General features: G+C 65.8%; 22 protein-coding genes. 12 read left to right on the plus strand and 10 right to left on the minus strand.

Annotated elements, in window-relative coordinates:
- Nucleotides 1-7 precede the first annotated feature (7 nt).
- The 6 genes from NLM25_RS01010 to NLM25_RS01035 all read left to right on the plus strand — a co-directional run bounded on the left by NLM25_RS01010 (nt 8) and on the right by NLM25_RS01035 (nt 8297).
- Complete coding sequence (locus NLM25_RS01010) at nt 8-2161, plus strand: hybrid sensor histidine kinase/response regulator (protein WP_254135712.1); 2154 nt, start codon at nt 8-10, stop codon at nt 2159-2161.
- 52 nt (nt 2162-2213) lie between these two features.
- Nucleotides 2214-4172, plus strand: a complete 1959-nt coding sequence (locus NLM25_RS01015; protein WP_254135713.1) for an ABC transporter ATP-binding protein/permease — start codon at nt 2214-2216, stop codon at nt 4170-4172.
- Nucleotides 4173-4398: 226 nt separating this feature from the next.
- A complete protein-coding gene (locus NLM25_RS01020) occupies nt 4399-5223 on the plus strand; it encodes an FkbM family methyltransferase (protein ID WP_254135714.1) in 825 nt (274 codons plus the stop codon).
- Nucleotides 5224-5247: 24 nt separating this feature from the next.
- Nucleotides 5248-5634, plus strand: coding sequence for a VOC family protein (locus NLM25_RS01025; protein WP_254135715.1), 387 nt, complete (start codon nt 5248-5250; stop codon nt 5632-5634).
- A gap of 83 nt (nt 5635-5717) precedes the next feature.
- Nucleotides 5718-5960 (plus strand): hypothetical protein, encoded by a 243-nt coding sequence (locus tag NLM25_RS01030; RefSeq protein WP_254135716.1) that lies wholly within the window; start codon nt 5718-5720, stop codon nt 5958-5960.
- 186 nt (nt 5961-6146) lie between these two features.
- Entirely contained in the window at nt 6147-8297 is a 2151-nt protein-coding gene (locus NLM25_RS01035) for an OmpA family protein (protein WP_254135717.1), read from the plus strand.
- A gap of 54 nt (nt 8298-8351) precedes the next feature.
- Here NLM25_RS01035 and NLM25_RS01040 read toward each other — a convergent pair whose 3' ends face one another.
- The 7 genes from NLM25_RS01040 to NLM25_RS01070 all read right to left on the minus strand — a co-directional run bounded on the left by NLM25_RS01040 (nt 8352) and on the right by NLM25_RS01070 (nt 15591).
- On the minus strand, nt 8352-9308 hold the full coding sequence (locus tag NLM25_RS01040) for a homocysteine S-methyltransferase family protein (RefSeq protein ID WP_254114966.1): 957 nt from the start codon (nt 9306-9308) through the stop codon (nt 8352-8354).
- 350 nt (nt 9309-9658) lie between these two features.
- Nucleotides 9659-10996, minus strand: coding sequence for an argininosuccinate synthase (argG, locus tag NLM25_RS01045; protein WP_254135718.1), 1338 nt, complete (start codon nt 10994-10996; stop codon nt 9659-9661).
- 93 nt (nt 10997-11089) lie between these two features.
- Nucleotides 11090-11866 (minus strand): phosphatase PAP2 family protein, encoded by a 777-nt coding sequence (locus NLM25_RS01050; RefSeq protein ID WP_254135719.1) that lies wholly within the window; start codon nt 11864-11866, stop codon nt 11090-11092.
- A 135-nt stretch (nt 11867-12001) separates the two neighbouring features.
- Nucleotides 12002-12496 carry a hypothetical protein gene (locus tag NLM25_RS01055; protein WP_254135720.1) on the minus strand — a complete coding sequence of 165 codons (495 nt, stop codon included), beginning with the start codon at nt 12494-12496 and terminating at the stop codon, nt 12002-12004.
- A 128-nt stretch (nt 12497-12624) separates the two neighbouring features.
- Nucleotides 12625-13827 (minus strand): 23S rRNA (adenine(2503)-C(2))-methyltransferase RlmN, encoded by a 1203-nt coding sequence (rlmN, locus tag NLM25_RS01060; protein WP_254114961.1) that lies wholly within the window; start codon nt 13825-13827, stop codon nt 12625-12627.
- Between the two features lie 170 nt (nt 13828-13997).
- Complete coding sequence (locus NLM25_RS01065; protein ID WP_254114959.1) at nt 13998-14645, minus strand: invasion associated locus B family protein; 648 nt, start codon at nt 14643-14645, stop codon at nt 13998-14000.
- Between the two features lie 106 nt (nt 14646-14751).
- Nucleotides 14752-15591: an SDR family oxidoreductase gene (locus tag NLM25_RS01070; RefSeq protein WP_254135721.1), complete on the minus strand. Its 840-nt coding sequence runs from the start codon at nt 15589-15591 to the stop codon at nt 14752-14754.
- 255 nt (nt 15592-15846) lie between these two features.
- On the opposite strand from NLM25_RS01070, the gene NLM25_RS01075 reads away from it, so the two are divergent.
- The 3 genes from NLM25_RS01075 (at nt 15847) to NLM25_RS01085 (ending at nt 19311) form a co-directional block, all read left to right on the plus strand.
- A complete protein-coding gene (locus NLM25_RS01075; protein ID WP_097660586.1) occupies nt 15847-16821 on the plus strand; it encodes an NADPH:quinone oxidoreductase family protein in 975 nt (324 codons plus the stop codon).
- Between the two features lie 456 nt (nt 16822-17277).
- Entirely contained in the window at nt 17278-18126 is an 849-nt protein-coding gene (locus tag NLM25_RS01080; RefSeq protein ID WP_254114955.1) for a hypothetical protein, read from the plus strand.
- An 18-nt stretch (nt 18127-18144) separates the two neighbouring features.
- Nucleotides 18145-19311 carry a TAXI family TRAP transporter solute-binding subunit gene (locus NLM25_RS01085; protein ID WP_254135722.1) on the plus strand — a complete coding sequence of 389 codons (1167 nt, stop codon included), beginning with the start codon at nt 18145-18147 and terminating at the stop codon, nt 19309-19311.
- Between the two features lie 69 nt (nt 19312-19380).
- Here NLM25_RS01085 and NLM25_RS01090 read toward each other — a convergent pair whose 3' ends face one another.
- Together NLM25_RS01090 and NLM25_RS01095 are read right to left on the minus strand one after the other, a co-directional pair.
- Complete coding sequence (locus NLM25_RS01090) at nt 19381-19761, minus strand: YkvA family protein (RefSeq protein WP_254135723.1); 381 nt, start codon at nt 19759-19761, stop codon at nt 19381-19383.
- A gap of 91 nt (nt 19762-19852) precedes the next feature.
- Nucleotides 19853-20155 (minus strand): 4a-hydroxytetrahydrobiopterin dehydratase, encoded by a 303-nt coding sequence (locus NLM25_RS01095; protein ID WP_254135724.1) that lies wholly within the window; start codon nt 20153-20155, stop codon nt 19853-19855.
- A gap of 151 nt (nt 20156-20306) precedes the next feature.
- On the opposite strand from NLM25_RS01095, the gene NLM25_RS01100 reads away from it, so the two are divergent.
- Complete coding sequence (locus tag NLM25_RS01100; RefSeq protein ID WP_254135725.1) at nt 20307-21752, plus strand: TAXI family TRAP transporter solute-binding subunit; 1446 nt, start codon at nt 20307-20309, stop codon at nt 21750-21752.
- 103 nt (nt 21753-21855) lie between these two features.
- Nucleotides 21856-23397, plus strand: coding sequence for an alkaline phosphatase (locus tag NLM25_RS01105; RefSeq protein ID WP_254135726.1), 1542 nt, complete (start codon nt 21856-21858; stop codon nt 23395-23397).
- A gap of 24 nt (nt 23398-23421) precedes the next feature.
- Here NLM25_RS01105 and NLM25_RS01110 read toward each other — a convergent pair whose 3' ends face one another.
- Nucleotides 23422-23829 (minus strand): response regulator, encoded by a 408-nt coding sequence (locus NLM25_RS01110; protein ID WP_254114947.1) that lies wholly within the window; start codon nt 23827-23829, stop codon nt 23422-23424.
- Between the two features lie 163 nt (nt 23830-23992).
- Here NLM25_RS01110 and NLM25_RS01115 point away from each other — a divergent pair, with 163 nt between their 5' ends.
- Nucleotides 23993-24760 (plus strand): Crp/Fnr family transcriptional regulator, encoded by a 768-nt coding sequence (locus NLM25_RS01115; protein ID WP_254135727.1) that lies wholly within the window; start codon nt 23993-23995, stop codon nt 24758-24760.
- Nucleotides 24761-24814: the final 54 nt, after the last annotated feature.

The following is a 24814-nucleotide window of genomic DNA, read 5'->3' on the forward strand; positions in this document are numbered from 1 at the left end:
CGGAGCAGTGCAGGGCGCGCAACGCAATTCGTTGAGACTGTTGCAGTGGATGATGGCTGCATCCCTGGCGCTGCCGATTGCGCTGTTCGTCTTCACCTCCACGATTTCCTACACATCGACCAAGGACATCGCCGACCGCGAGATCGAGCGCACCCTCGATGTCGCCCATGAGCACGCGCTCAAGGTGTTCGAGACCATCGACCGCAGCCTCGCCGAGATCAACGAGGTGGTGCGCGGCCTTCCCGACGACGTCATCCGCTCGCGCGAACCGGCGCTGCACCGCCGCCTGAAACGGCTCGCCGATTCGCTGCCGCAGCTCAAATCAGCCTGGATCTTCGACGCGAATGGAAAGTCGCTGGTCAACAGCCTCGCCTCGCCGCCGCAGGATCTGAGTTTCGCGGACCGCGATTATTTCTATTCCCATGTCGACCAGAACATCGGCACGTTCGTCGGCGCGGCCCTGACGCCGCGTCCGCCCTATCAGGGCGCACGCTTCTTCGGCGTGAGCAGGCGCCGTGAAACCGACGATGGCAGCTTCGTCGGCGTCATCCAGGCCTCCGTCCTGCCGGAATATTTCGAGAGCTTTTATGCCAGGATCGGCTCCGATCCCGGCAGCTTCTTCGCCATGGGACGCACGGACGGCGTGCTGCTCACGCATTTTCCGCGGGTAGACCGCGACTTCCGGCTAGATCCGACCGGGCCGGTCGGGCGGCAGATCGCCGCTCACCCCGAGCACGGCCTCATCACCATCGCCTGGCCCTCGGACGGAATCGAGCGGCGCATCGGCTACAGGCGCGTGGCGGAATATCCGATCTATGTCAGCGCCGGGCTCGAGACCTCGGCGATCCGCGCGCGCTGGTTCGCCACCATGGGCCAGCATCTGGTGTTCGGCATTCCGGCTACGGCGCTGCTGTTTCTGCTGCTTGCGTTCGCGCTCCGGCGCACCCGGCATCTCCACGCCGAGGCCACGGCGCGGCGCGAGGCCGAGGAGGCGCTCAAGCACAGCCAGCGGCTGGAAGCGCTCGGGCAGCTCACCGGCGGTGTCGCCCACGACTTCAACAATCTGCTCACCGTGATCCGCGCCTCGGTCGACCTGTTGAACCGGCCGCAACTGACGGAGGAGCGGCGGGAGCGCTACATCACCGCCATTGCGGACGCGGTCGCGCGCGCGGCCAAGCTGACCTCGCAGCTTCTGGCGTTTGCGCGGCGCCAGACCTTGAAGCCCGAGGTGTTCGATATCGGCGAGCGGATACAGTCGCTGCACGACATGCTCGCGACGCTGCTTGGCCCGGCGATCGAGATCGCGATGCGGCTCCCGGCGGAGCCGTGCCTCGTCAATGCCGATGCCAGCCAGTTCGAGACAGCGCTGATCAACATGGCGACCAATGCGCGCGATGCCATGCAGGGCAAAGGCAGGATCACCTTCGTCGTGCAGGCGGCGGCGACCGTTCCTGATACGCTCGCACACCTCTCAGGCAGCCAGATCCCGGAAAACGGCGGCTTCGTCAGCGTCGCCGTCAGCGACACCGGCATCGGCATTCCCGCCGCACGCTTGGGGCGCATCTTCGAGCCGTTCTTCACCACCAAGCAGGTCGGCCAGGGCACCGGCCTCGGCCTGTCGCAGGTGTTCGGCTTCGCCCGGCAATCCGGCGGCGAGGTGACCGTGACGAGCGAGGTCGGCCAGGGCAGCACCTTCTCGCTCTATCTGCCGCGCGTGCCGGCGGACCTGCTGCCGCAGCGGCAGGCGCCGAACACCGCGCCGGCGGAGGCAGGCAGCGGCATGTCGGTGCTGGTGGTCGAGGACAATATCGAGCTGGCCAATTTCGCGGCCGACGGCCTCACCGAGCTCGGCTACAGCATCACCCTGGTCGACAATGCCACCGACGCGCTCGCCGAGCTGGTCGTGGATTCGGATCGCTTCGACGTCGTGTTCTCCGACGTGGTGATGCCTGTCATGACCGGGCTCGATCTGGCGCAGGCCATCCGCGACCGCGGCATCCGCGTGCCGGTCGTGCTGACCACGGGCTACAGTCAGGCCCTGTCACAGGATGGCGCCGCCGGCTTCGACCTCGTGCAAAAGCCTTATTCGATTGAGGAATTGTCGCGCGTTCTCCATCGGGCCGCGAGGCTGCGGCCGGTCCGCGACGGCGCCGCCGAATGAGGCTGGTGCGGAACCTGCGGGAACCGACTGATTTCTTTCGCGTTAGCCGCGCATGCACAAGCCGGCCGCAAAGCGCGAACAGGGCAAGGAGCCGCCCATCATCGAGATCACCGGCGAGGGCGGCGATGAGGTCGCACCGCCGCCGCCCGAGCTGGTCGAACCTGACCCCGAGCTGTCGCCCGAAGAGGCCGAGCAGGCCCGCAAGGACTATCTGCTGACGCGCTTCTGGATCAGCGCACGCGGCTTCTGGGGCCGCAACGGCGACCGTCTCGCCTGGCCATTCTCGATCGGACTCGGCGTGCTGATCATCCTGACCGTCGGCTTCCAGTACGGCATCAACGTCTGGAATCGCGCGATCTTCGACGCCATCGAGAAGCGCGACGCAGCCACCGTCTTCCATCTCACGGCCATGTTCTTCCCGCTCGCGATCGGCAGCATCGTGCTCGGCGTCGCCCAGGTGTTTGCACGCATGGGCATTCAGCGGCGCTGGCGGGCCTGGCTCACCGCCAGCGTGCTGACGCGCTGGCTTGCCAACGGGCGCTACTATCAGCTCAACCTGGTCGGCGGCGACCACAAGAACCCGGAATACCGCATCGCCGAGGATCTGCGCGTTGCGACCGATTCTCCGGTCGATTTTCTCGCCGGCGTGACCTCGGCGCTGTTGTCAGCCGTCACTTTCATCATCGTGCTGTGGACCATCGGCGGCGCGCTCACGGTCACGCTCGGCGGCTCGACCATCACCATTCCGGGCTTCCTCGTCATCGCCGCAATCCTCTATGCCGCGATAGCCTCCGGCTCGATCCTGGTGATCGGCCGGCGCTTCGTGCAGGTCTCCGAGGACAAGAACCAGGCCGAGGCGGATTTCCGCTACACGCTGACGCGCGTGCGCGAGAACGGCGAGAGCATCGCGCTGCTCGGCGGCGAGGAGGAGGAGCGCGGCGGCATCGACCGCAACTTCACCAGCGTGCTCAGGCAATGGGCGCGCCTCGCCGGCCAGCACATGCGCACAACGCTGGTCTCGCAAGGCTCGAGCCTCGTTGCACCGGTCGTGCCGCTGCTGCTCTGCGCGCCAAAATTCCTCGAGGGCAGCATGACGCTCGGACAGGTGATGCAGGCCGCCTCCGCCTTCACCATCGTGCAGAGCGCGTTCGGCTGGCTGGTCGACAATTATCCGCGGCTCGCCGACTGGAACGCCTGCGCCCGGCGCATCGCCTCGCTGATGATGTCGCTTGACGGCCTCGAGCGCGCCGAGCAGGGCGACGGCCTCGGCCGCATCAAGCGTGGCGAGACCAGCAACGACGCCATGCTGGAATTGAACGACCTTTCGGTCACGCTCGACGACGGCACCGCGGTTGTCGGCGAGACCGAGGTGGTGATCGAGCCCGGCGAGCGGCTGCTGGTCGCCGGCGAATCCGGCACCGGCAAGAGCACGCTGGTCCGCGCCATCGCAGGGCTCTGGCCATGGGGCGGCGGCAGCGTCAATTTCCATCCCGACCGGCGGCTGTTCATGCTGCCGCAGCGGCCCTACGTACCGTCCGGCAGCCTGCGCCGTGCTGTCGCCTATCCCGGCGCGGCCGACCACTGGACCGTCGAGGAGATCGGCGAAGCGCTGCACAAGGTCGGCCTCGATCATCTCAAGGAGAAGATCGAGGAGGACGGACCGTGGGACCAGACGCTGTCGGGCGGTGAAAAGCAGCGCCTCGCCTTCGCCCGGCTGCTGCTGCACAACCCCGACATCGTCGTGCTCGATGAGGCGACCTCCGCGCTCGACGAGAAGAGCCAGGACAAGATGATGCAGATGGTCACCGACGCGCTGCCGAAGGCGACCATCGTCAGCGTCGCGCATCGCGTCGAGCTGGAGGCCTTCCACAGCCGCAAGATCGTGCTGGAGCGCCGCAAGGGCGGCGCCAAGCTCGTCAGCGACATCGACCTGATCCCGCGCAAGGGCCGGCGAAAGCTGCTCGGCCGCTTCCTGCGCCAGCGCAAGGCGACACCGAAGAAGGCGGCGTAGCACACTCTCTCCGTCATCCCGGACAAGCGCAGCGAAGCGGAGCGCAGATTCGGGGCCCATACCCCCAGGGAGCAGTGTGGCGAAGACTCGGAGTGGGCATCTTGCACCACAATTCCTCCGCGTGGTTATGGGTCCCGGGTTCGCTTCGCGCCCCGGAACGACAGCGAAATTGTAGCTCTCATCAAAACCGGCTATGCATGCGCCGCTTGCAACGAGGACCGCCTGCTTGACGCCCGACAACGCCCCTTCGTCCGCGCCATTCGGCGCATTTGCGCCAAATGCTGCGCAGGCTGCCATCATTCGCCTCGCGACGCAGTCGGGGCTGAAGCGCGGCGCGTTCCGTCCGTGGATGTCGCGGCTCGTCAATCTGCTGCGCGGCGGCCCCGTTGACGTGCAATACCAGGGCGCCTCGTTCCGGCTCTATCACCAGGGCAGTGCGACCGAGCGCGGCGCGCTGTTCAACCCCGACTACAATCTCGACGAGCTCGACTTCCTGCGCCGGCACACGCCCGCAGGCGGCACGTTCGTCGACGTCGGTGCCAATGTCGGCACCTTTGCGCTGGTGATGGCGCGGCAGGTTGGCACCACGGGCAAGGTGGTCGCGATCGAGCCGCATCCGATGACGTTCGGGCGGCTGTCGTTCAACCAGGCCGCATCGAACGCAACGCAGGTGCGCCTGGTGCAGGCCGCCGCCGGCGACAGCGACGGCGAGCTGATGATCGAGAGCGGCGGCGGCAATCTCGGCGCCACGCATGTCGTGACCGGCGCGGCCAGCACGGATGCGATCAAGGTGCCGTCGCTGCGGCTGACGCGCATCCTGGACGAGGCCGGAGTTGCGCAGGTCGATTCGCTGAAGATCGACGTCGAAGGCTTCGAGGATCGCGTGCTGATCGGCTTCTTCCGCGACGCGCCGCAATCGCAGTGGCCGCGCGCAGTCGTGATCGAGCATCTGTCACAAAACGAATGGCAGCAGGATTGTATTGCCGACATGGTCGCACGCGGCTTTGCGATCGTGCGCAAGACGCGGAGCAATACGTTCCTGTCGCGCTGACAGGGGCGAACAACGGAGGTTGCGATGATCGACCATTTGGGTTTCTCCGTCTCCGACTATGAACGCGCGAAGGCGTTCTACGCGGCGGCGCTCGCTCCGCTCGGCTACAGCCTGATCATGGAAGTGACGGCGGAGCAGACCGGCCACTCCGCTGCCGCGGGCTTCGGCGCCAACGGCAAGCCGGACTTCTGGTTCGGCGCCGAAGGCCCGATGAACAAGCCCGTGCATGTTGCGATCGTCGCCAAAGACCGCGCCACGGTCGATGCGTTCTACAAGGCGGCGATGGCGGCCGGCGGACGCGACAACGGACCGCCCGGCATCCGCCCGCATTATCATGCGAACTATTACGGCGCGTTCGTGCGCGATCCCGACGGCCACAACATCGAGGCCGTCTGCCACGCACCGGAATAGGCAGCTTTCAGGACGACGGCGCGAGGAACATCGGTGCGGCATCATCGTTATCGTTCTCCTGACAACTGACCCCGATGATGCTGATGCCGATTGAGCCGCCCGAGATTCCGCCGTCGACTCCCGGCACGCCTACCGAGCCGCCGCCTGGAATTCCGCCGGGCAATCCGCAGCCTGAAATCACGCCGCCGGTGCGCGAGCCCGGCTCGCCACCGCGACCCGACGAATTGCCGGGCCACATGCCGGAAGAGATTCCATCGCGCGGACCGACCGGGCCGCTCACGCCGAATCCCGCGACGGATGCAAGTTCGCCGCGGGATCACATATGAGGCGAAGCATCACATGTGAGGCAATTGCAACCTGCTTCTGAATGCGCAATGAACGTCACCATAGTGAGGTGATTTGCGTGCAGAAATAAATCGGACCGCGACCTCTTCGCCCGCCACATTCCGGCCTAACGCGTAGCCGTTCATCCCGACACTTCGTCAAAGAACCTTCCGGGGAAGTTCACCAATATGACTCACCTTCGTTTCGTGCTGCTTGCAACGACGGCTCTGACCGCGATGCAGTTCACAAGCTCCGCATCGCATGCGCAAAGCGCGCCGCCGCTCGTGGTTGCGCAGGCCCAACCACAACAAGAGACGGGCCCTGACGGAAAACCGAAGCAGCCTCCGAAGGGACCGCCAGCGGCCGCGCCGCCTGCGGCGCCCGCGCGCCCCGCGGCACCGCCGCCCGCGGCTGCACCGCCCCACCCGCCTGCTGCGCCTCCGCCGGCTGCCGCACCGCCGCGCCCTGCAGCGCCGCCACCGCCTCCGCCGCCACCTGCGGCCCGCCCGGCGCCGCCGCCGCCCCCACCGCCGCCTGCCGCCCCGAAGCAGCCTTCGCCGCCGCCGGCTGCAGCGCCGCAGCAGCACGCTCCGACACCGCCGCCTCCGGCACCGCCCGCAGCACGTCCGGCTCCCACGCCGCCAGCACCGCCTCCCGCGGCGGCTCCGCAGCAGCACGCGCCGACGCCACCGCCGCCTGCGGCTCGCCCGACTCCGACGCCGCCTCCGCCGCCTCCGGCAGCGGGTCCTGCGGGGCGCCCCGCGCCGGCGGCAACGCCTGCTGCTCCGACAGCAGCACCCACGGCTCGCCCGAACGCGCCTGCCCCGGCAACCACACCTGCACCGACGGCAACACCTGCGCCGACCGCAACGCCGGCTCCGGGCAGCACGCCTGGCGCACCCCCTGTTGGCCGCCCCGGCGCGCCGCCGCCCGGCGCACGGCCCGGCACCCCTCCGGCTGCGGGATCGCCGACACCGGCTCCCGGTGCCGCGCCCGCTCCGACGGCCACACCGGCCCCCGGTGCCGCAACGCCGCCGCCCGGACGTCCCGGTGCGGGACCAGCGCCCGCGCCTGGTGCAGCCCCGACCACGACGCCGCCCCCCGGCCAACAGGGTGCAACGCCTCCTGCCGGCGCGCCCGCTGCCGGAGCCCCGGCCGCGCCGCCCCAGGCCGGTCTGCCGCCCCGGCCACCGGCTCCTCCCGCCGGCGCCGCGGCACCGACCGTCGTCCCCGGTACGCCGGCCGCGGCACCGCCGCCCAACAGGGCGCAATACGCGCCGCCGACGGTCGCACCGGCCTTCCGTGCCGCGCCGACAGTCGCAGCTCCGCTGCCGCCACCGCCGCGTCCGCAGCAGCGTGACTTGACGCCGCTCGCGATCGGCGCGGGCGTGGTTGCCGGTGCCGTGATCGGCGCGACCATCGCCGACATGCACAGCCAGCGGCGTGAGGTCGTCGAAGGCGGCCGCACCGTCTACACCGAGCCGGACCGCATCATCATCCGCGATCCGGGCGGGCAGGCCTATGTCCGCGGCAACGATCTCTATCGCTTCCGCTACGGCGCCCGCGACATCCGCACCGACACCGTCGGCGGCGAAACCCGCACCGTCGTGGTCCGTCCCGACGGCAGCGAGGTGATCACCGTGGTCGGCGCGGACGGCTCGCTGCTGCGGCGTATCCGCAGGGACCCGCGCGGACGCGAGATCATCATCATCGACAACACCTATCGCGATCCGCGGGCGGTCGGCGGCTTCTATGTCGACGTGCCGCCGCCGGTCGTGAACATTCCCTATGATCGCTACATCGTCGACGCCCAGGAGGCGTCGCCGGACGTGATCTACCAGACCATGGTGGCACCGCCGGTGCAGCGGATCGATCGGCGTTACTCGCTCGACGAGATCCGCTACAGCCCCAATGTTCGCATGCAGATGCCGAGCATCGACGTCAACACGATCAACTTCGAGACGGGATCGTGGACCATCCCGCCGGACCAGGCGGCCCGGCTCCAGGTGATCGCGGACGGACTGAACCAGGCGATCCAGCGCAACCCGCGCGAGGTGTTCCTGATCGAGGGACACACCGACGCGGTCGGCAACGACGTCGACAATCTGTCGCTGTCGGACCGCCGTGCGCAGTCCGCGGCCGAACTGCTGACGCAACAGTTCAATGTGCCCGCCGAGAACCTGACGTCACAGGGCTACGGCGAGCAGTATCTGAAGGAGCAGACGCAGGGGCCGAGCCCGATCAACCGGCGTGTGACCATCCGCAACATCACGCCGCTGCTCAATGGTGGTCAGGCTTCGCTGCCGCCGCCCCCGCCCGGCACCGCACCGCCGCGCTGAGGCGAGGCACGAATGGAAAATGGCCGGGAGCGATCCCGGCCATTTTTGTTTTAATCATGCACCTGACGCCTGATGCGGCATGCAGGCATCGCAGATGGCTGCGAGATGCCTGTGATCAGTGCCACAGCAGCCGCCGAGCAACTGCATGCGCGGGAACGCGCGCCTGAGCGCCAGATAGCGGCGGCCGAGATCGACGGGATCGCCACTGTCGATCGCCTCCGATTCGTCAAGCTCGGCATGGCTCTTGATCGAGGCGTTGGCGCGAACGCCATGAATGCGCTCGACCCATGGCTCGCCGGCTTCGAGAGCACCCTCGAAATGTGTTGGATGAGCACAGTTGATCAGAAAATATTCGCACGCGCGTTCCGTTGCATGATCGACCGTTTCGATCGCCTCACGCAGGGTCTCTCCCCTGACCAGACGACCGTCGGTTTCGACTGTGAACGAGACCGCAACTGGAATCGCCTGCATCTTCGCCGCACGCACAACGCCGATGGCTTCATTGACGCTGTTCAGCGTGAACGCGGTCACCATGTCCGCGCCAGCCTCGGCAAAGGCCGCGATCTGAGGCGAGTGATAGGCCATCGCCTCGGCCGCATCCATGTTGCCGGCCTTGTAGCCATCGCCCCTCGGGCCGATCGCGCCGTTGATCACGCAAGGCCGGCCAGGAGCCTCCCAGGCACCGCGCAATTCCTCGATAAAGCGAATGGCACGCATGTTGAGCGCCTTGAGCCTGTCCTCATCATAACCAAGCTTGGCACCCCAATCAGCATTGGCGCGCCAGGTCGGACTGTCGAGCACAAAGCCGAGCCCACGCTGCCGCGCGATGGCGAGATAGGCGTCGTAATATTCCTTCAGATGTGATCGGCCTTCCGCGCTCTCGAGCAGCACGAATGCAGCGAAGTGGGGAAGCTCCAGTCCCTTGTGAAAGATCAGGGTGGTCTCCATGCCACCGTCGGTCAGGAAGATGCCGCCTCGATGCTGCGGCAGATCGTGTCTGTGTCTGGCCATGGGTCGCTCCGTCGTGACAGGCCCCACTCATTCGGTCGTTTCAGACACCTTCCGGTCTCGTGGAACACAGTGCCGCATAATGTCGCGCGGCACGCTGCCGAGCCTCGATTTACAAACGGACGCAAAATCAGGCGCTTGCACGCCGCGGCTCGGCGGCAGTCAGGCCTCGCTGCCGCCGCCCCCAATCGGTGCTGCGCTGAGGCGAAGCATGAATGCAAAATGGCCGGGAGCGATCCCGGCCATTCTTGTTTCTTGTTGTAGGGCGGATTAGCGAAGCGTAATCCGCCGACTTCGTTTGCCAAACGCGGAGGCGTGGCGGGTTACGCCTTCGGCTAACCCGCCCTACGGCCTCAGCCCTTGTCGCTCTCGAGCCTGAAGATCTGCGAGCCTTCGCTGCCCGACAGCAGACCGGTCTTCGAATAGAGACCAAGCTTGGTGCGCGTGTCGGCAATGTCGAGGTTGCGCATGGTGAGCTGGCCGATGCGGTCAGCCGGCGTGAAGGCGGCGTCCTCGACCTTCTCCATGCTGAGCCGCTCCGGCGCATAGGTCAGGTTGGGGCTCTCGGTGTTGAGGATCGAGTAGTCGTTGCCGCGGCGCAGCTCCAGCGTCACCTCGCCGGTGACGGCGCGCGCGACCCAGCGTTGCGCGGTCTCGCGCAGCATCAGGGCCTGCGAATCGAACCAGCGGCCCTGATAGAGCAGACGTCCCAGGCGCATGCCGCTGATGCGGTACTGCTCGATGGTGTCCTCGTTGTGGATGCCGGTGACGAGGCGCTCATAGGCGATGTGCAGGAGCGCCATGCCCGGCGCTTCGTAGATGCCGCGGCTCTTGGCCTCGATGATGCGGTTCTCGATCTGGTCGCTCATGCCCAGGCCATGACGGCCGCCGATGGCGTTGGCTTCGAGGAACAGCGCGACGGGATCAGAGAAGGTCTGGCCGTTCAACGCAACAGGCTGGCCTTCCTCGAAGCGCACCACGACCTTCTCGGCCTTGACGTTGCAGTCGTCGCGCCAGAACGGCACGCCCATGATCGGGTTGACGATCTTGATGCCGCTGTCGAGGCTCTCGAGATCTTTCGCTTCGTGCGTGGCGCCGAGCAGATTGCTGTCGGTCGAATACGCCTTCTCGGCGCTCATCTTGTAGGCAAAGCCCTGCGCCGTCATGAACGCCGACATCTCGGCGCGGCCGCCGAGCTCGTCGATGAACTGCTGGTCGAGCCAGGGCTTGTAGATGCGCAGGGACGGGTTGGTCAGCAGGCCGTAGCGGTAGAAGCGCTCGATGTCGTTGCCCTTGAAGGTCGAGCCGTCGCCCCAGATGTTGACGCCGTCCTCCTTCATCGCCGCGACCAGCATGGTGCCGGTGACGGCACGGCCGAGCGGCGTGGTGTTGAAATAGGTGATGCCGCCGGTCGAGATGTGGAAGGCGCCGGACTGGATCGCGGCGATGCCCTCGTGGACCAGCTGGGTGCGGCAATCGACCAGCACGGCCTTCTCGGCGCCGAACGCTTCCGCCTTGCGCGGGATCTCGTTGTAGTCGGCCTCATCGGGCTGGCCGAGATTGGCGGTATAGGCGTAGCAGCGCGCGCCCTTCTGCTTCATCCAGAGCAGCGCCGCGCTGGTGTCGAGGCCGCCCGAAAAAGCGATGCCGACTTTCTCACCCTTGGGCAGGCTTTTCAGGATCGTGGTCATGGCGCTTCCAATCGGGTCTCAAAGGGCTGATGTGAGGGTGAACTTGACCGCGCGAATATCAAATTTCGCACGTCTCGGCACCCATTTAATGGCTCAAACCGAGGGCTCGGCGCCCGTCTTGCGGCCGAACAGGCGCTGGCGGAGCCGGTAAGCGGGCATGTTCAGCCGGGTCAGGGCGGCGTCGACCGCCTCGTCCGAGAACCGGGTCCGTGGCCAGCGGTAGATCAGCGCGTAGGCGAACCAGATCACGACGAAGGTCACGAGGCCGGCGATCGAGACATCCGTGAAGAAGTGGCCGCCGAAGGCCATCCGCAGCCCGCTGGTCACGATGCCGAAGACCACCGCGGCGGCATAAGCGAGCGGCCGCCACGCCGGCGGCGCCAGCGCGGCCGGCGCCAGGGTCCAGAACGCGGTCGCACCTTCGCCCGAGAAGAACGAGCAGTTGCGCGCACACTCGCCGCGCGGATCCCACCACGCCACGAACTGCTGGTCGCCGGCGAACTGCGTCACCACCACCGGCCGCGGCCGGCCCCAATAGGTCTTGAAGGTGAGGTTGGTGAGGATGCCGGCCGACAGGATGATCGTGACCAGCAGGAACACGATCGCGCGCCCCGACACCATCAGCGGCCGGTCGGGCCGGAACATCTTGACCACGAGTGCGACAAGCGACGGCAGCACGAACGCCCAGGCGACCCACATCGCAGCGTCACGCGCAAAGCCGGCCCAGTCGTTCAGCTTGAGCGGAAAGGTTTTTGTGTCGGGATCGAAGAACAGCGCGGCGAGCTTGAGGTCGAGTTCGGGATAGAGGCCGAAAACGACGCCGATCACGAGCCACAGCGCCAGGGCGATGAAGAGTCCAGTCCGGTTCATGGCGCGCGGTTTAGCGGAGTGGGACGGAGATGAAAACCCTGGCCGGCGTCATTCCGGGATGGTCCGAAGGACCAGACCCGGAATCTCGAGATTCCGGGTTCGATGCTGAGCATCGCCCCGGAATGACAGCACAAATCATCGCGCGTCCGGCCTTGAATTCGACGGCAGCGGCGGAGGCGGTTTGCGCGGGGGCGAGGGGTCGCGCCAGGCGCCGGCATTGCGGCCGGCGATCAGCCAGTAGACGATTCCGGCGACGATGCCCGCGCCGGTCATGATTTCCAGATGCCGCCGCACGATGCCTTCGAACTGCAACGTATCGGAGTGGAAGGGAACGAGGCCGAGATAGCAGGCGAGCCCGACGAGGCCGCCGCCAGCGGCGTAGGCAAGCGCGCTGCGGATATAGAGCGCCTCGGTGATCGCGACGATCACCGCCGCCGGCACCAGCGCAAAGCCCGAGACGAAGATGAAGCCGAAGCCGAGCAGGATGTCGATCGCGCCTTGATCGACCGGGCCCGCGCCAAGATCGGCGAATTCCGGAAACAGCAACGCGACGACGACGATCATGCCGCCGACGAAACAGGCGGCGAGGAAGCCGATGAAGATGACGACGAGGCGGCCGATCAGGGACATGCGGGGGAAGCCACCGTTGTCGTTATTGCGAGCGCAGCGAAGCAATCCAGAGATGCGTCCGCGGAGACAGTCTGGATTGCTTCGTCGCTGCGCTCCTCGCAATGACGAAAGAGCGCGAGCATGAAAGGCTAATCCGTCATCGCCATGGCGCGCAGCGCCTGGCGTTCCCTGGCCGAGAGCTTTTCGGTCTCCGATTTGAGCTGGCCGCAGGCGGCGAGGATGTCGCGGCCGCGCGGGGTGCGGACCGGCGAGGAATAGCCCGCGTTGAAGATGTATTCGGAGAATTTTTCGATCTGGTCCCAGTCCGAGCATTCATAGGCCGTGCCGGGCCAGGGATTGAACGGGATCAGATTGATCTTGGCGTGAATGCCCTTGAGCAGCTTCACCAGGAGTTTCGCATCGTCGAGCGAATCGTTGACGCCCTTGAGCATCACATATTCGAAGGTGATGCGGCGCGCGTTCGATGCGCCGGGATAGTCGCGGCAGGCCTGCAGCAGCTCCTTGATCGGATATTTGCGATTGAGCGGTACCAGCTCGTTGCGCAGCTCGTCGCGCACCGCATGCAGCGAGATCGCGAGCATGACGCCGATCTCCTCGCCCGCACGAACGATGTTCGGCACCACGCCCGAGGTCGACAGCGTGATGCGGCGGCGGGAGATGCCGATGCCTTCATTGTCGCCGACGATCAGCAGCGCATCGCGCACCGCGTCGAAATTGTAGAGCGGCTCGCCCATGCCCATCATCACGATGTTGGTGACGCGGCGCGTGCCGTCCTCGCGATCGGCCCAATCGTTCAGGCGATCGCGCGCGACCATCACCTGTCCCACGATCTCGCCGGCGGTGAGGTTGCGCACCAGGCGCTGCGTGCCGGTGTGGCAGAAGGAGCAGTTCAGCGTGCAGCCGACCTGCGAGGAGACGCAGAGCGTGCCGCGATCGGTCTCGGGGATGTAGACGCACTCGACTTCATGCGCCCTTTCGGCGTTGTCGCCGCTCGGCAGGCGCAACAGCCATTTGCGGGTGCCGTCGTTGGAGATCTGCTCGGCCACGACTTCGGGCCGGTCGACGGTAAAATGCTGCGCGAGATCGGCGCGAATGCCCTTCGAGATCGAGGTCATGTCGTCGAAGCTTTGGGCGCCGCGGAAATAGAGCCAGTGCCAGAGCTGCTGCACGCGCATCTTGCGCTGGGCGGGCGCGACGCCGATCTCGCCGAGGCGGTCGGCAAGTTCAGTGCGCGACAGGCCGATCAGCGAGGGCTTTGCCGGCGGCACATAGGTTTCGAGCGGAGTCTTCTCCACCAGTGTTGCGTTGTGCGGCTCGGTCATCGGTTGCATTGAATGGACCTGATTGTCTTGTCGTTCCGGGGCGATGCGCAGCATCGAACCCGGAACCTCGAGATTCCGGGTCTGGTCCTTCGGACCATCCCGGAATGACGGAAAAACTTGGAACCGTCTCTATATAGCAACCGGAACAGCCGATTGCGACCGTGATACCGCCCGCAGCCTTAACGCCTGCAATCCTGCGAAATCCGGTCTAGCGCCTGGGCGAGGCCTTTCAGCGAGAAGGTATCGGTCGTTTCGGTTCCCTTGGCCGAGACGCCCTTGACCACGAGATCGGCGGATTTGCGCATGGCTTCCACCATCCGCTCCTCCTCGGCCGCGTTCTTGATCCAGAGCCCGTCGCCCTGCGTGTACATCGCGAAGGCGGCGCCGCCGACCTCGACCGAGGATTCCGAGCCCGGCTTCAGCGCGTAGCCGATCATGACCGAGACTTCGTTGTTCACCTTTTCCGCCGGCCGGGTCGAGACGAAGGCATAGGCGGGATCGCGCGGACGGTTCGGCGGGTTGGTCTTCGACGACGACGGCTTGGCCAGCGCGAAGCAGACCTTCTTGCCGTTGGGCGTGGCCGAATAGGCGCCCCAGGTGCCGAACTGGCCGATCAGGGTGGGCTCGGCGCCGCCCGCAACCGCGGCGGCCGGAGCCGCCGGCTTGCTCTCGGGCTTTGCTGCCGTCTTGGCAGTCGGACTGGCAGCCGGTGCAGCCGCCTTCGGTGCGGCCTTGGGCGCAGGTTGCGCCGTCTGCGCCCGCGCGGAATCGGTGATTCCCACGGCCATCACGCCAGTCATCAAGGCTAAAATCAGCACCCGCCACATGCTGGAGTGGTTCCCTCAATATTGTGACTGGAAGATGGCCCGGCCGCGCGTTGTCCCCGCAGCAGGGATAGCGGGGAAAGTCCAATTTGGGAAGGCAGTTAGCGGGTCAGCCCCTGGATCGCGCCGCGCGCTGCTCGGCCCATTGTGCGTCGGTCCAGCCGAGCAAATCCTCGGCGCCGGAACTGCGCAAATGCGCGCCACCGTCGATCACGACCATCTCGCCATTGATGTAACCGGCACGGTCCGAGACCAGGAAGCTGGCGAGGTCGGTAAGTTCGCTGTGCTCGCCGGTGCGGCCCATCGGGTTCCGCGCGGTCCAGCCTTCGTCGCGGCCCTCGGGACGGAGCTGGCCCGAAGCGCCCGCGGTCGGGAACGGCCCCGGCGCGATCGCGATGGTGCGGATGCCCTTCGGGCCCCACTCGACCGCGAGGCTCCTGGTCATCGCCAGCACCGCCGACTTGGCCATCGCCGAGGGAACGGTGAAGGCGCGGCCGGTGATGGTCGAGGTCGAGAGGATCGAGAGCACGACGCCATGATGCTTGCCGTCGATCCAGCGCTTGCCGGCGGCGAGCGTGCAATACATCGCGCCATGCAGCGTCGGCGCGAGGATCGCGTCCGCGGCGCGAAACGACAGATGCTCGCTCTGCGCGATGAAGGTCGCGGCGGCATTGTTGACGAGGATGTCGAGCGGCGCCTCGCGCCAGATCGCATCCATCATGCTCTCGACGGCTGCGCCGTCGCGAATATCGCAGGCCATCGTCGTGACCTTGCCGCTGGTCTGCGCGCGCATCTCGCTCGCTGTTGCCTCCAGCCGGTCGAGCTTGCGGCCGCAGATGATGAGCTCGGCGCCGAGCGCGAGGAAGCGAAGCCCCATCGCGGCGCCGAGGCCAGATCCGCCGCCGGTGACGAGGATGCGCTTGTCCTTGAGCAGTCCCGTTTCAAACATCGTTTGAATCCTTTTTTCTTGTTATCGTCGTTGCGAGCCACCAGGTCCGCGCAAAGCGCGGCCCGATGACAGGCTCCGCGAAGCAATCCAGACTATTTCCGCAGCACGGACTCTGGATTGCTTCGCTGCGCTCGCGATGGCGTGACGATAGGCCTGTGCATTGCTTTGGGCAAAGAAACCGGATTGTCGCCCGTGCCTAAATCCGGCAGAAACGGGCCAACTATAATTCCACCCCGAAACGCTCCAGGTGCCGCCATGAAAGCCATCCTCTGCTCGCAATATTGCCAGCCCGACGATCTCGTGCTTGCCGACGTGCCGGATCCGGTGGCAGGTCCCGGCGAGGCCGTGATCGCGATCAAGGCGGCGGCACTGAACTTCTTCGACATCCTGATGATCCAGGGCAAGTACCAGATCAAGCCGCCGTTCCCGTTCTCGCCGGCCGCGGAAGTCGCAGGCGTGATCGAGAGCATCGGCCCCGGCGTGACCGATCTGAAGGTCGGCGATCGCGTCGTTGCGTCCTGCGGCCACAACGGCGCGCGCGAGAAGATCGCGCTGCCGGCGGCATCGATCGTGAAGATCCCCGACAATCTCGACTATGACCGCGCGGCCGGCATTATCATCATCTACGGCACCGCGCTGCATGCGCTGGAAGATCGCGCCAGCCCGAAGCCGGGCGAGACGCTCGCGGTGCTGGGCGCCGCCGGCGGCACGGGCCTTGCTGCCTGCGAGCTCGGCAAGCTGATGGGCCTGAAGGTGATCGCCTGCGCTTCGTCGGACGAGAAGCTCGAATTCGCGAAGGCGCATGGCGCCGAGCTGACGCTGAACTACGCCAAGGAAGATTTGAAGGAAGGCTTGCGCAAGCTCACCGGCGGCAAGGGCGTCGACATCATCTTCGATCCGGTTGGTGGTGCGTATGCCGAGCAGGCGCTGCGCTCGATCGCCTGGGAGGGCCGCTTCCTCGTCATCGGTTTTGCCGCCGGCGATATTCCGAAGATGCCGCTGAACCTCGCGCTGCTGAAGGGCTGCGACATTCGCGGCGTGTTCTGGGGCGCATGGACCCGGCAGAATCCGGAGAAGAACCGCGCCAATCTCGAGAAGCTCGTGAAGTGGACCGCGGAAGGAAAGATTTCCTCGCATGTCGACCGCACCTTCCCGCTGGCGCAAACCGCCGACGCCCTGAAGGTGCTCGCGGGACGCCAGGCCATGGGCAAGGTGATCTTGCACCCGTGATGTGAGCGCGTAGCGACCTCGTCGAGGCGCTGCGCAGCACGCGCTCGACCGTCGTCGTCCGGCTTGCCGTCTTCGCTGAAGCTACGCCGGCCCCATACAAGGCCCAGCGAAGCCGTGGCGGAACCGGGACCGGGCGACCCGGTATTTCCGGAGATGACAGTGACTTGACCGAGAAGCCGCGGCGTCCTGGACGGCGGGGAATGTGGAGGCAGCACGGGCGGGCGCGGCGACGTCCGGTAGAGCCTTCCTCAACCATCACCGCTGAAATTGCGGTGCATTCCCCGACCTCGCCTCAATCAAACCCAACTATTTCCAGATTCGCGCAAACCGTCGTCGTTTTTTGGGCTGATTCACGCGGCGTTTTACCGGTTCCATTTACGGGACAGTTCTGGACAAAAGCAAGAAGACTGAAGCCGGAAATGCCCCTGCGTTGCGTTAGTTAAGGGGAGGATCACCATGGAAACGACGGCGTACCGCCAGTCGAAGGAGTCGACAGCCCTCGACGCCAATCGAGCCGCATTACATCCGCCGACCGCGTCCTTTATCCGCGCGCGCGCCGCGCGGGCCGATCTTTCGCAGGACGATCCAATTCCGCTCTTCTTGTCCGATCCGCTCGGTGCGCCGGACCCAAGCGAATATGAGCCGGTAGAGGTGCGCTCCAGAATCGTCCCGCGCGTTCTCGCGGCCGTTCTGACGGCATCCACCGTGGCGGTTGTGGTCACACTGTTTCAGTCCGACCTTCGCGGCCTCTTCGCCGCCAATGCCGGTCGCTGGATGGTCGTCGCGTCGGACCAGGCCATGGCGTCGGTCAACGCGGCGGCCATGCCGCAGACCTCGCTCAAGGATCCGGCCGGCGTGACAAGCACGAAGCTGGCGAGCGCCGACACGCAGGGCCTCCCTGCGCCGTCAACGCCGAGCCGCGAGGCGATCGCGACCGCCTATCAGACCGCGCTGCAAGCCCAAACGCCGGTGGCCCTGCCCGCACCCGTCGCGGCGCCGCCTGCACCCCCTCCGCCCGCCAAGGCGCTCGACGCCGATACGCTGGCCGGGCTGATGACGCGCGCGAAGAACCTGTTGAAGGTCGGCGATATTGTTGCGGCCCGCTTGCTGCTCGAACGCGCGGCCAATGCACAGGATGCGACAGCGGCATTTCTGCTGGCGCAGACCCATGACCCGGCCGTGCTGGGCACCAGCGACGCGCGGAGCGTCGCTGGCGACGCGACCGTCGCGCGCGACTGGTACCAGAAGGCCGCGGCACTCGGATCGGCGGAGGCGCGGCAACGCCTCACCCAGCTTCAGAACTAAAACTTTTCAGAGGATATCATGCGTAACGCTTTGGGAATGGCGCTTGCCGCCATCATGACGATTTGTGCCTTCGCGGCACGCGCGGAGCAGACCGAATACGATCCAGCCAAGGTCTCGGACAGCCTGAAGGCCATCTTCCAGTTCGGCTCGACCTCGACCAAGCAGTCGCTGAACGCGAACACCGTCACGCTGATCACCGGCACGATCGGCGGCACCTATGTGCAATTCGGCGCCGACCTCGCCTCCGTGCTCGACGACGGCAACAAGATCCGCGTGCTGCCGATCGTCGGCCGCGGCTCGGTGCAGAGCGTCGCCGACATCCTGTTCCTCCAAGGTGTCGATCTCGGCGTCGTGCGGGCGGATACGCTCGACTATCTCGAGCGCAAGGGTTTTGCCAAGGACATCAAGAAGCAGTTCACCTATGTGACCAAGCTCTATAACGAGGAGATGCAGGTGATCGCGCCGAAATCGGTCGCGACGCTCAAGGACCTCGAAGGCAAGACTGTCAGCGTGGACCTGCCGAACGGCGGCACCTTCGTCACCGCGCTCACCGTGTTCGAGCGGCTCGGGATCAAGGCGAAATTCGTCTATGTCGAGCAGCGCATCGCGATGGAGAAGCTGAAGGCCGGCCAGATCGACGCCGTCATCGTGGTCGGAGGCAAGCCGTACAAATCGGTTTCGACCTTCGCCAACGACGGGCGCTTCCATCTTGCGGGCGTCGACTATGAAAAGCCGCTCCAGAGCGACTATCTGCCGGCGTCGCTGACCGCCAAGGACTATCCGAACCTGATCAAGGAAGGCGAGAGCGTGGACACGATCGCGGTGCCCGCGGTGCTTGCAGCCTATAATTGGGCACCGAACACCGAGCGCTATCGCAAGATCGCGCTGTTCGTGGACGCGTTCTTCACGAAATTCCCCGCGCTGCAGAACCCGCCCTTCCATCCCAAGTGGAAGGAGGTCTCGCTTTCGGCCCCGCTGTCCGGCTGGAACAGATTGCCGGTCGCACAGCAATGGCTCGACAAGCATGGCATCGAGCCGGTGACGCGACAGCGCTTCGAGGCGTTCTTGAAGCAGAGCCCGACGGCCGCAAAGGTGTCCGACGCGGACAAGGAAGCGCTATTCAAGCAATTCCAGGCATGGGACGCGGAGAAGGCGCGGGCCGAGGCGGCACCGCAGAAGAAGTAGAGAGCGTCATTGCAAACTCCGTAGCCCGGATGGAGCGCAGCGCAATCCGGGCTACGAAGCAAAGGCGCACTACGCTGCTTCCGCCTCATCCACCCCGCGCTTCAGCACGGCACGCGCGGCTTCGCGGTGCTCGGTCGTGATGTGACCGGCGACCATGCGTATGGCGGTGGCGAGCACGGCGGCGTCATCGGTGAAGCCGAGGATCGGCATCACGTCGGGGACGAAATCGAACGGCAGGATGAAATAGGCGATCGCCCCGAGCAGCGACGCCTGGACATGACGCGGCGTCTGCCGGTCGAACGCGCAGTAATAGGCCGCGAGCAGATCTTCCGCGAACGGCAGTTGCGCGGCGACACGCTTCAGCTTGCGCCAGAAGCGGCGGCGCACGCTTTCGCGATCTTCCGCGAGCCGACCGGCCGGCTCGAAGCCGACGCTGTGTTCGGCAGCCATGTTCGACAAACTCCCCGTTCAGCCGAGGGCGGCGGATCGCCGCATCCCTTGCTGAGCACAACATGGGGATGCGGCCCGTCCCTGCAAGATGTCAGCCCGGTGTCAGCTTGGCGATGGCGTTCATCGCCTTGGCCAGCTCGATATCGAGCTTGGTGACGCCGCCGGCGTCATGAGTCGACAGCACCACCTCTACCGTCTTGTAGACGTTGCGCCATTCGGGGTGATGATCCATCTTCTCGGCGACCAGCGCCGCGCGGGTCATGAACCCGAACGCCTCGTTGAAATCCTTGAAGACAAAGGTCTTCCCGATGGCGTCGCGGCCCTGGACCTCGGTCCAGCCCGATATGGCGCCCAGCGCCTGCTTGCGTGCTTCCACCGTCAGCCGCTCTGCCATGATGATCTCCGTTTTCAGGGGAACTTTACCCTAACACCGTGCATATGGCCCGGGTTCATGCGGGATTTCGTCCATCCGCTAACCATGACGGAGATGTAACCCCGCCGGACAAGAAATTTGCTACAATTGCCGGCGTAAATCGCCGGCCAAGATGAAGCTGCGCCTGAAACGCCTGTATGGGAGATCGATGACCGGGGGTCTGGACCTGGCCGAAGCGCCCACCCCTCCTTCACCGCGATCAGCGGCGCGGAAGACCGCGCTCGTATCGCTGGCGCTCGTGCTTGCGATCGTCGGCGCGCTCGCAGGCGGGTACTATTTCGCGATGCGGCCGGTGACGCTGAAGATCGCGGTCGGTCCCGGCAACAGCGACGACCTCAGGGTCGTGCAAGCGCTGACGCAGGCGTTCACGCAGAACAAGAGCCAGGTGCGGCTGCGGCCGATTCAGACCGACGGCGCCACCGCCAGTGCCGAGGCGCTCGCGGAAGGCAAGGTCGATCTCGCCATCGTGCGCGGCGACGTCGACGTGCCGAAGAATGCGCAAGCGGTTGCGACCCTGCGCAAGAACGTCGTGGTGCTGTGGTCGGTGCCCGGCAAGGGCAAGAAGAAGGGCGCGAAGATCACCAAGATCGCGCAGCTCGCCGGCCATCGCGTCGGGGTGATCGGCCGCACCCAGGCCAACGTCAATTTGCTCAAGGTGATCCTCCAGCAATACGGGGTCGATCCCGCCAAGGTCGAGGTGATCCAGTTCCCGGCCAATGAAGCCGCCGAGGCGATCAAGACCCAGAAGGCCGATGCCTATCTCGCAGCCGGCCCCGTCAACAGCAAGATCACGTCGGATGCGATCGCAGCGACGGTCAAGGAGGGCGGCACGCCGACCTTCCTCGCGATCGATTCCGCGGACGCGATCGCGCAAAATCATCCCGTCTACGAAGCATCGGAGATTCCCGCCGGCACCTATGGCGGCTCACCCGATCGCCCCGACGACGAGGTCAAGACCATCAGCTTCTCGCACCACATCGTGGCGCGCAAAGGTGTGTCCGACACCACCATCGCGGCGTTCACGCGCCAGCTCTTCGCCGTGCGCCAGCAACTGGTGGCGGAATTCCCGCTGGCGGCGAAGATCGAGACGCCCGACACCGACAAGGATGCGGTGATTCCCGTGCATCCGGGCGCCGCCGCCTTCGTCGACGGCGAGGAAAAGACCTTCCTCGACAAATACAGCGATTACATCTGGTGGACCCTGATGGCGCTCTCGGCGATGGGCTCGATCGGCGCCTGGTTCGCGGGCTACCTGAAGAAGGACGAGCGCGACAACAACAGCCATCTGCGCGACAGGTTGTTCGACATGATCGCCGCCGCGCGCAAGAGCGAGACGACCGACGAGCTCGACCAGATGCAGACCGAGGCCGACGAGATCCTGCGCGATACGCTGCGCTGCTTCGACCACGGCGCCATCGAGGAGGGCGGGCTCACCGCCATCAACATCGTGCTCGATCAGTTCCACGCCGCCGTCGCCGACCGCAAGGCGGTGCTGTTCAGCATGCCGCAGAATCTGCAACGCGCCGGCGCGCAGTTCAGGGCCGCGGGCAACGCGTAGCCGCTCGCGCGCGTCGTTATTGCTGCGTCACACTGTCTCAGTATAGTTTTCGCTGTCATTCCGAAGCGCACGACATGCGCGCGGCAAAGCCAGCGAAACCTTCATGAACATCAAATTCTCCCGCCGCCGCTTCCTCAGCACCGGCGCCGGTGCGCTCGGCGCGATCGCCATGCCGCATCTGTCGCGCGCGGCCGACCGGCCGGCGGTCACGCATGGCGTGCAGTCGGGCGATGTCACCGTCGACGGCGGCGTGGTCTGGGCGCGCACGGATCGGCCGTCGCAGATGCTGGTCGAGGTCGCGACGACCGAATCCTTCAAGAATGCCCGCGCGCTGCCGCCGATCGCCGCCCTGCCGGAGAGCGACTTCACTGCCAAGATGCTGATCGAGAACCTGCCGGGTGGACAGGACATCTTCTATCGCGTCCGCTTCCGCGACCTCTCGCATAGCGCGATCGAGGGCGAAGCTGTCATCGGCCGCTTCCGCACCGCGCCGGCCGACCGCCGCGACGTCAGCTTCGTCTGGGGCGGCGACGTCGCCGGCCAGGGCTGGGGCATCAATCCCGATGACGGCGGCATGTTGACCTTCTCGGCGATGCGCAAGCATCGTCCGGATTTCTTCCTGCACTCGGGCGACACCATCTACGCCGACGGCCCCATTCAATCCGAAGTCAAACTCCCCGACGGCAAACTCTGGAAGAACCTCACCATCCCCGAGAAGGCCAAGGTCGCCGAGACGCTCGACGAGTACCGCGCCGCGCACAAGTACAATCTCACCGACGACAATGTCCGCGCCTTCAATGCCGAAGTCCCGATCTTCGTGCAGTGGGACGATCACGAGGTGACCAACAACTGGTCGCTGTCGAAGGAGCTGCCGGCGACCTACAAGGTGCGCGACATTGCGCTGCTGGCTGCCCGCGGCGCCCGTGCCTTCCACGAGATGTATCCGATGCGAGAGAGCATCAATGAGCCGGGCCGGGTCTATCGCCAGATCTCGTACGGCCCGCATCTCGACGTGTTCGTGCTCGACGAGCGCAGTTATCGCGGCCCCAATGGCGCCAATCTCGAAACGGAATATGGCCCGGCCAGCTACTTCCTCGGCCCGGACCAGATCGCCTGGCTCAAGCGCGGACTGTTGAATTCGCGCGCGACCTGGAAGGTGATCGCGTCCGACATGCCGCTGAGTCTCGTCGTGTCGGACACGCCGAAGGGCGGCTCGGAAGCGTTCGCGCAAGGAGACGGCCCGGTGCGCGGCCGCGAGTTCGAGATCGCCGACATCCTGCGCTTCATCAAGATGGCGCCGATCAACAACACGGTGTGGCTGACCGCGGACGTACACTACGCCGCCGCGCATTATTACGATCCGAACAAGGCACAATTCCAGGAGTTCGAGCCGTTCTGGGAATTCGTCTCGGGCCCGCTGCATGCGGGCACCTTCGGTCCAAACGCGCTCGACAACACCTTTGGGCCGGAGGTGCGCTTCGTCAAGGCGCCGGGCAAGGACAACCAGAACCTGCCGCCGTCCGCGGGCATGCAATTCTTCGGTCACGTCAAGATCGACGGCGCATCCGGCCAGATGACGGTGACCTTGCGCGACCGCGCCGACGTCGCGTTGTGGTCGACCACGCTCGATCCGAAATTTGCCTGAAGCTGGGAAAACGCAGCCGAGCGATCAGGCGCCGCGCGCGCGCAGCGCGGCCTCCAGCGCCTCGCTCGAGCAGGGCTTTTGCAGCCGCGGCCGTGCCTTGAATTCAGCAGCGATCCGCGCCTCGGCGCCGTAGCCCGTCACAAAGACGAAGGGAATTTGCGCAGCCGCCAGCCGCTCGGCGACGGCAAAGCTTTTCTCGCGGCCGAGCTCGACGTCGAGCAGCGCGAAGTCGGGCGCACGCGCTGCGATCGCCGCAAGCGCCTGCCCCACCGACCCCACGGTGCGCACGCTCTTCACGCCAAATCCGAGCAGGCGATCCTCGAAATCGATCGCAATGATCGGATCGTCCTCGACGATCAGAACATCCGCGGGCATGCCGGCCGAGCCGTCCGGAGTAGCAGGTATCATGATGTTGGCTATCGAGGGCTGCATGTTCGTATCCACCAAGGACAGCCGCATCCCGACGCCTGCGCCCAGCGCATCGGAGGGTTCCAGGAACGAAACTCACCACAGAACAGTTTTTACGTCTGTCCACTTGTGCACACAGCCAAGGATCGGACCTCGCTAGTGTCGAAAGGAGAGCAGGGGATTTACGATGGATGCGCGTATCAGCAAGACAACCGAGGTCGGCAGCCGGCCGGCCAACAATCTGCTGCGGCGCTTGAGTCCGGCCGACTACGCGCTGCTGGCACCGCACATCACCCTGGACGATGCCGGGGCCAACGAGCTGCTCTACAGCCCCGGCGATGATGTCCAGGTCGTGCACTTTCCCTGCGGGCCGTCGCTCGCGACATTTCTCGTTCCCAACGAGGACGGCCGCGACGTCGAGACCATCCTGGTCGGCCGCGAAGGCGCGGTGGGCGGCATCGTCAGCGAGGGGTTCTTGCCGGCCTATACCCGCATCTGCGTGAAGTTCGGCGGACCATTTGCGCGCATTCACGTCGCCAAGCTGGAAGCGGCGAAGATGCGCTCGGCCTCGCTGCGCAACATCTTCGCCCGCTATGCCGACTGCATGCTGGCACAGATCTTCCAGTCCACCGCCTGCAACGCCATCCACTCCATCGAGCAGCGTACGGCCAAGTGGATCATTGCGGCGATGGAGCGGACCGGCGACCAGAGCAGCGTGCCGCTGACGCATGAGCAGCTCGCGACGCTGCTCGGGGTCGGCCGCAGCTATGCGAGCCGCGTGCTCCAATCGTTCAAGGCCGAGGGCGTGCTCGATACGCGGCGCGGCGCGATCCTGGTCCGCAATCTCGATGGCCTGCATCTGCGCGCCTGCCTGTGCAACGACGCGGTGAAGATGCACTTCGAGGAGGTGCTGCGGGGGGTCTATCCGACCGAGGAATCGGGCGACGCAGGGTAGTCGCTCCGGCGCGCCCTTCTGATTCTTCCGCCCGAGGCAGGTCAGCGTGCGACC

Origin of the sequence: Bradyrhizobium sp. CCGB01, from assembly GCF_024199795.1 — a bacterium.
In the GTDB taxonomy this organism is placed as follows: domain Bacteria; phylum Pseudomonadota; class Alphaproteobacteria; order Rhizobiales; family Xanthobacteraceae; genus Bradyrhizobium.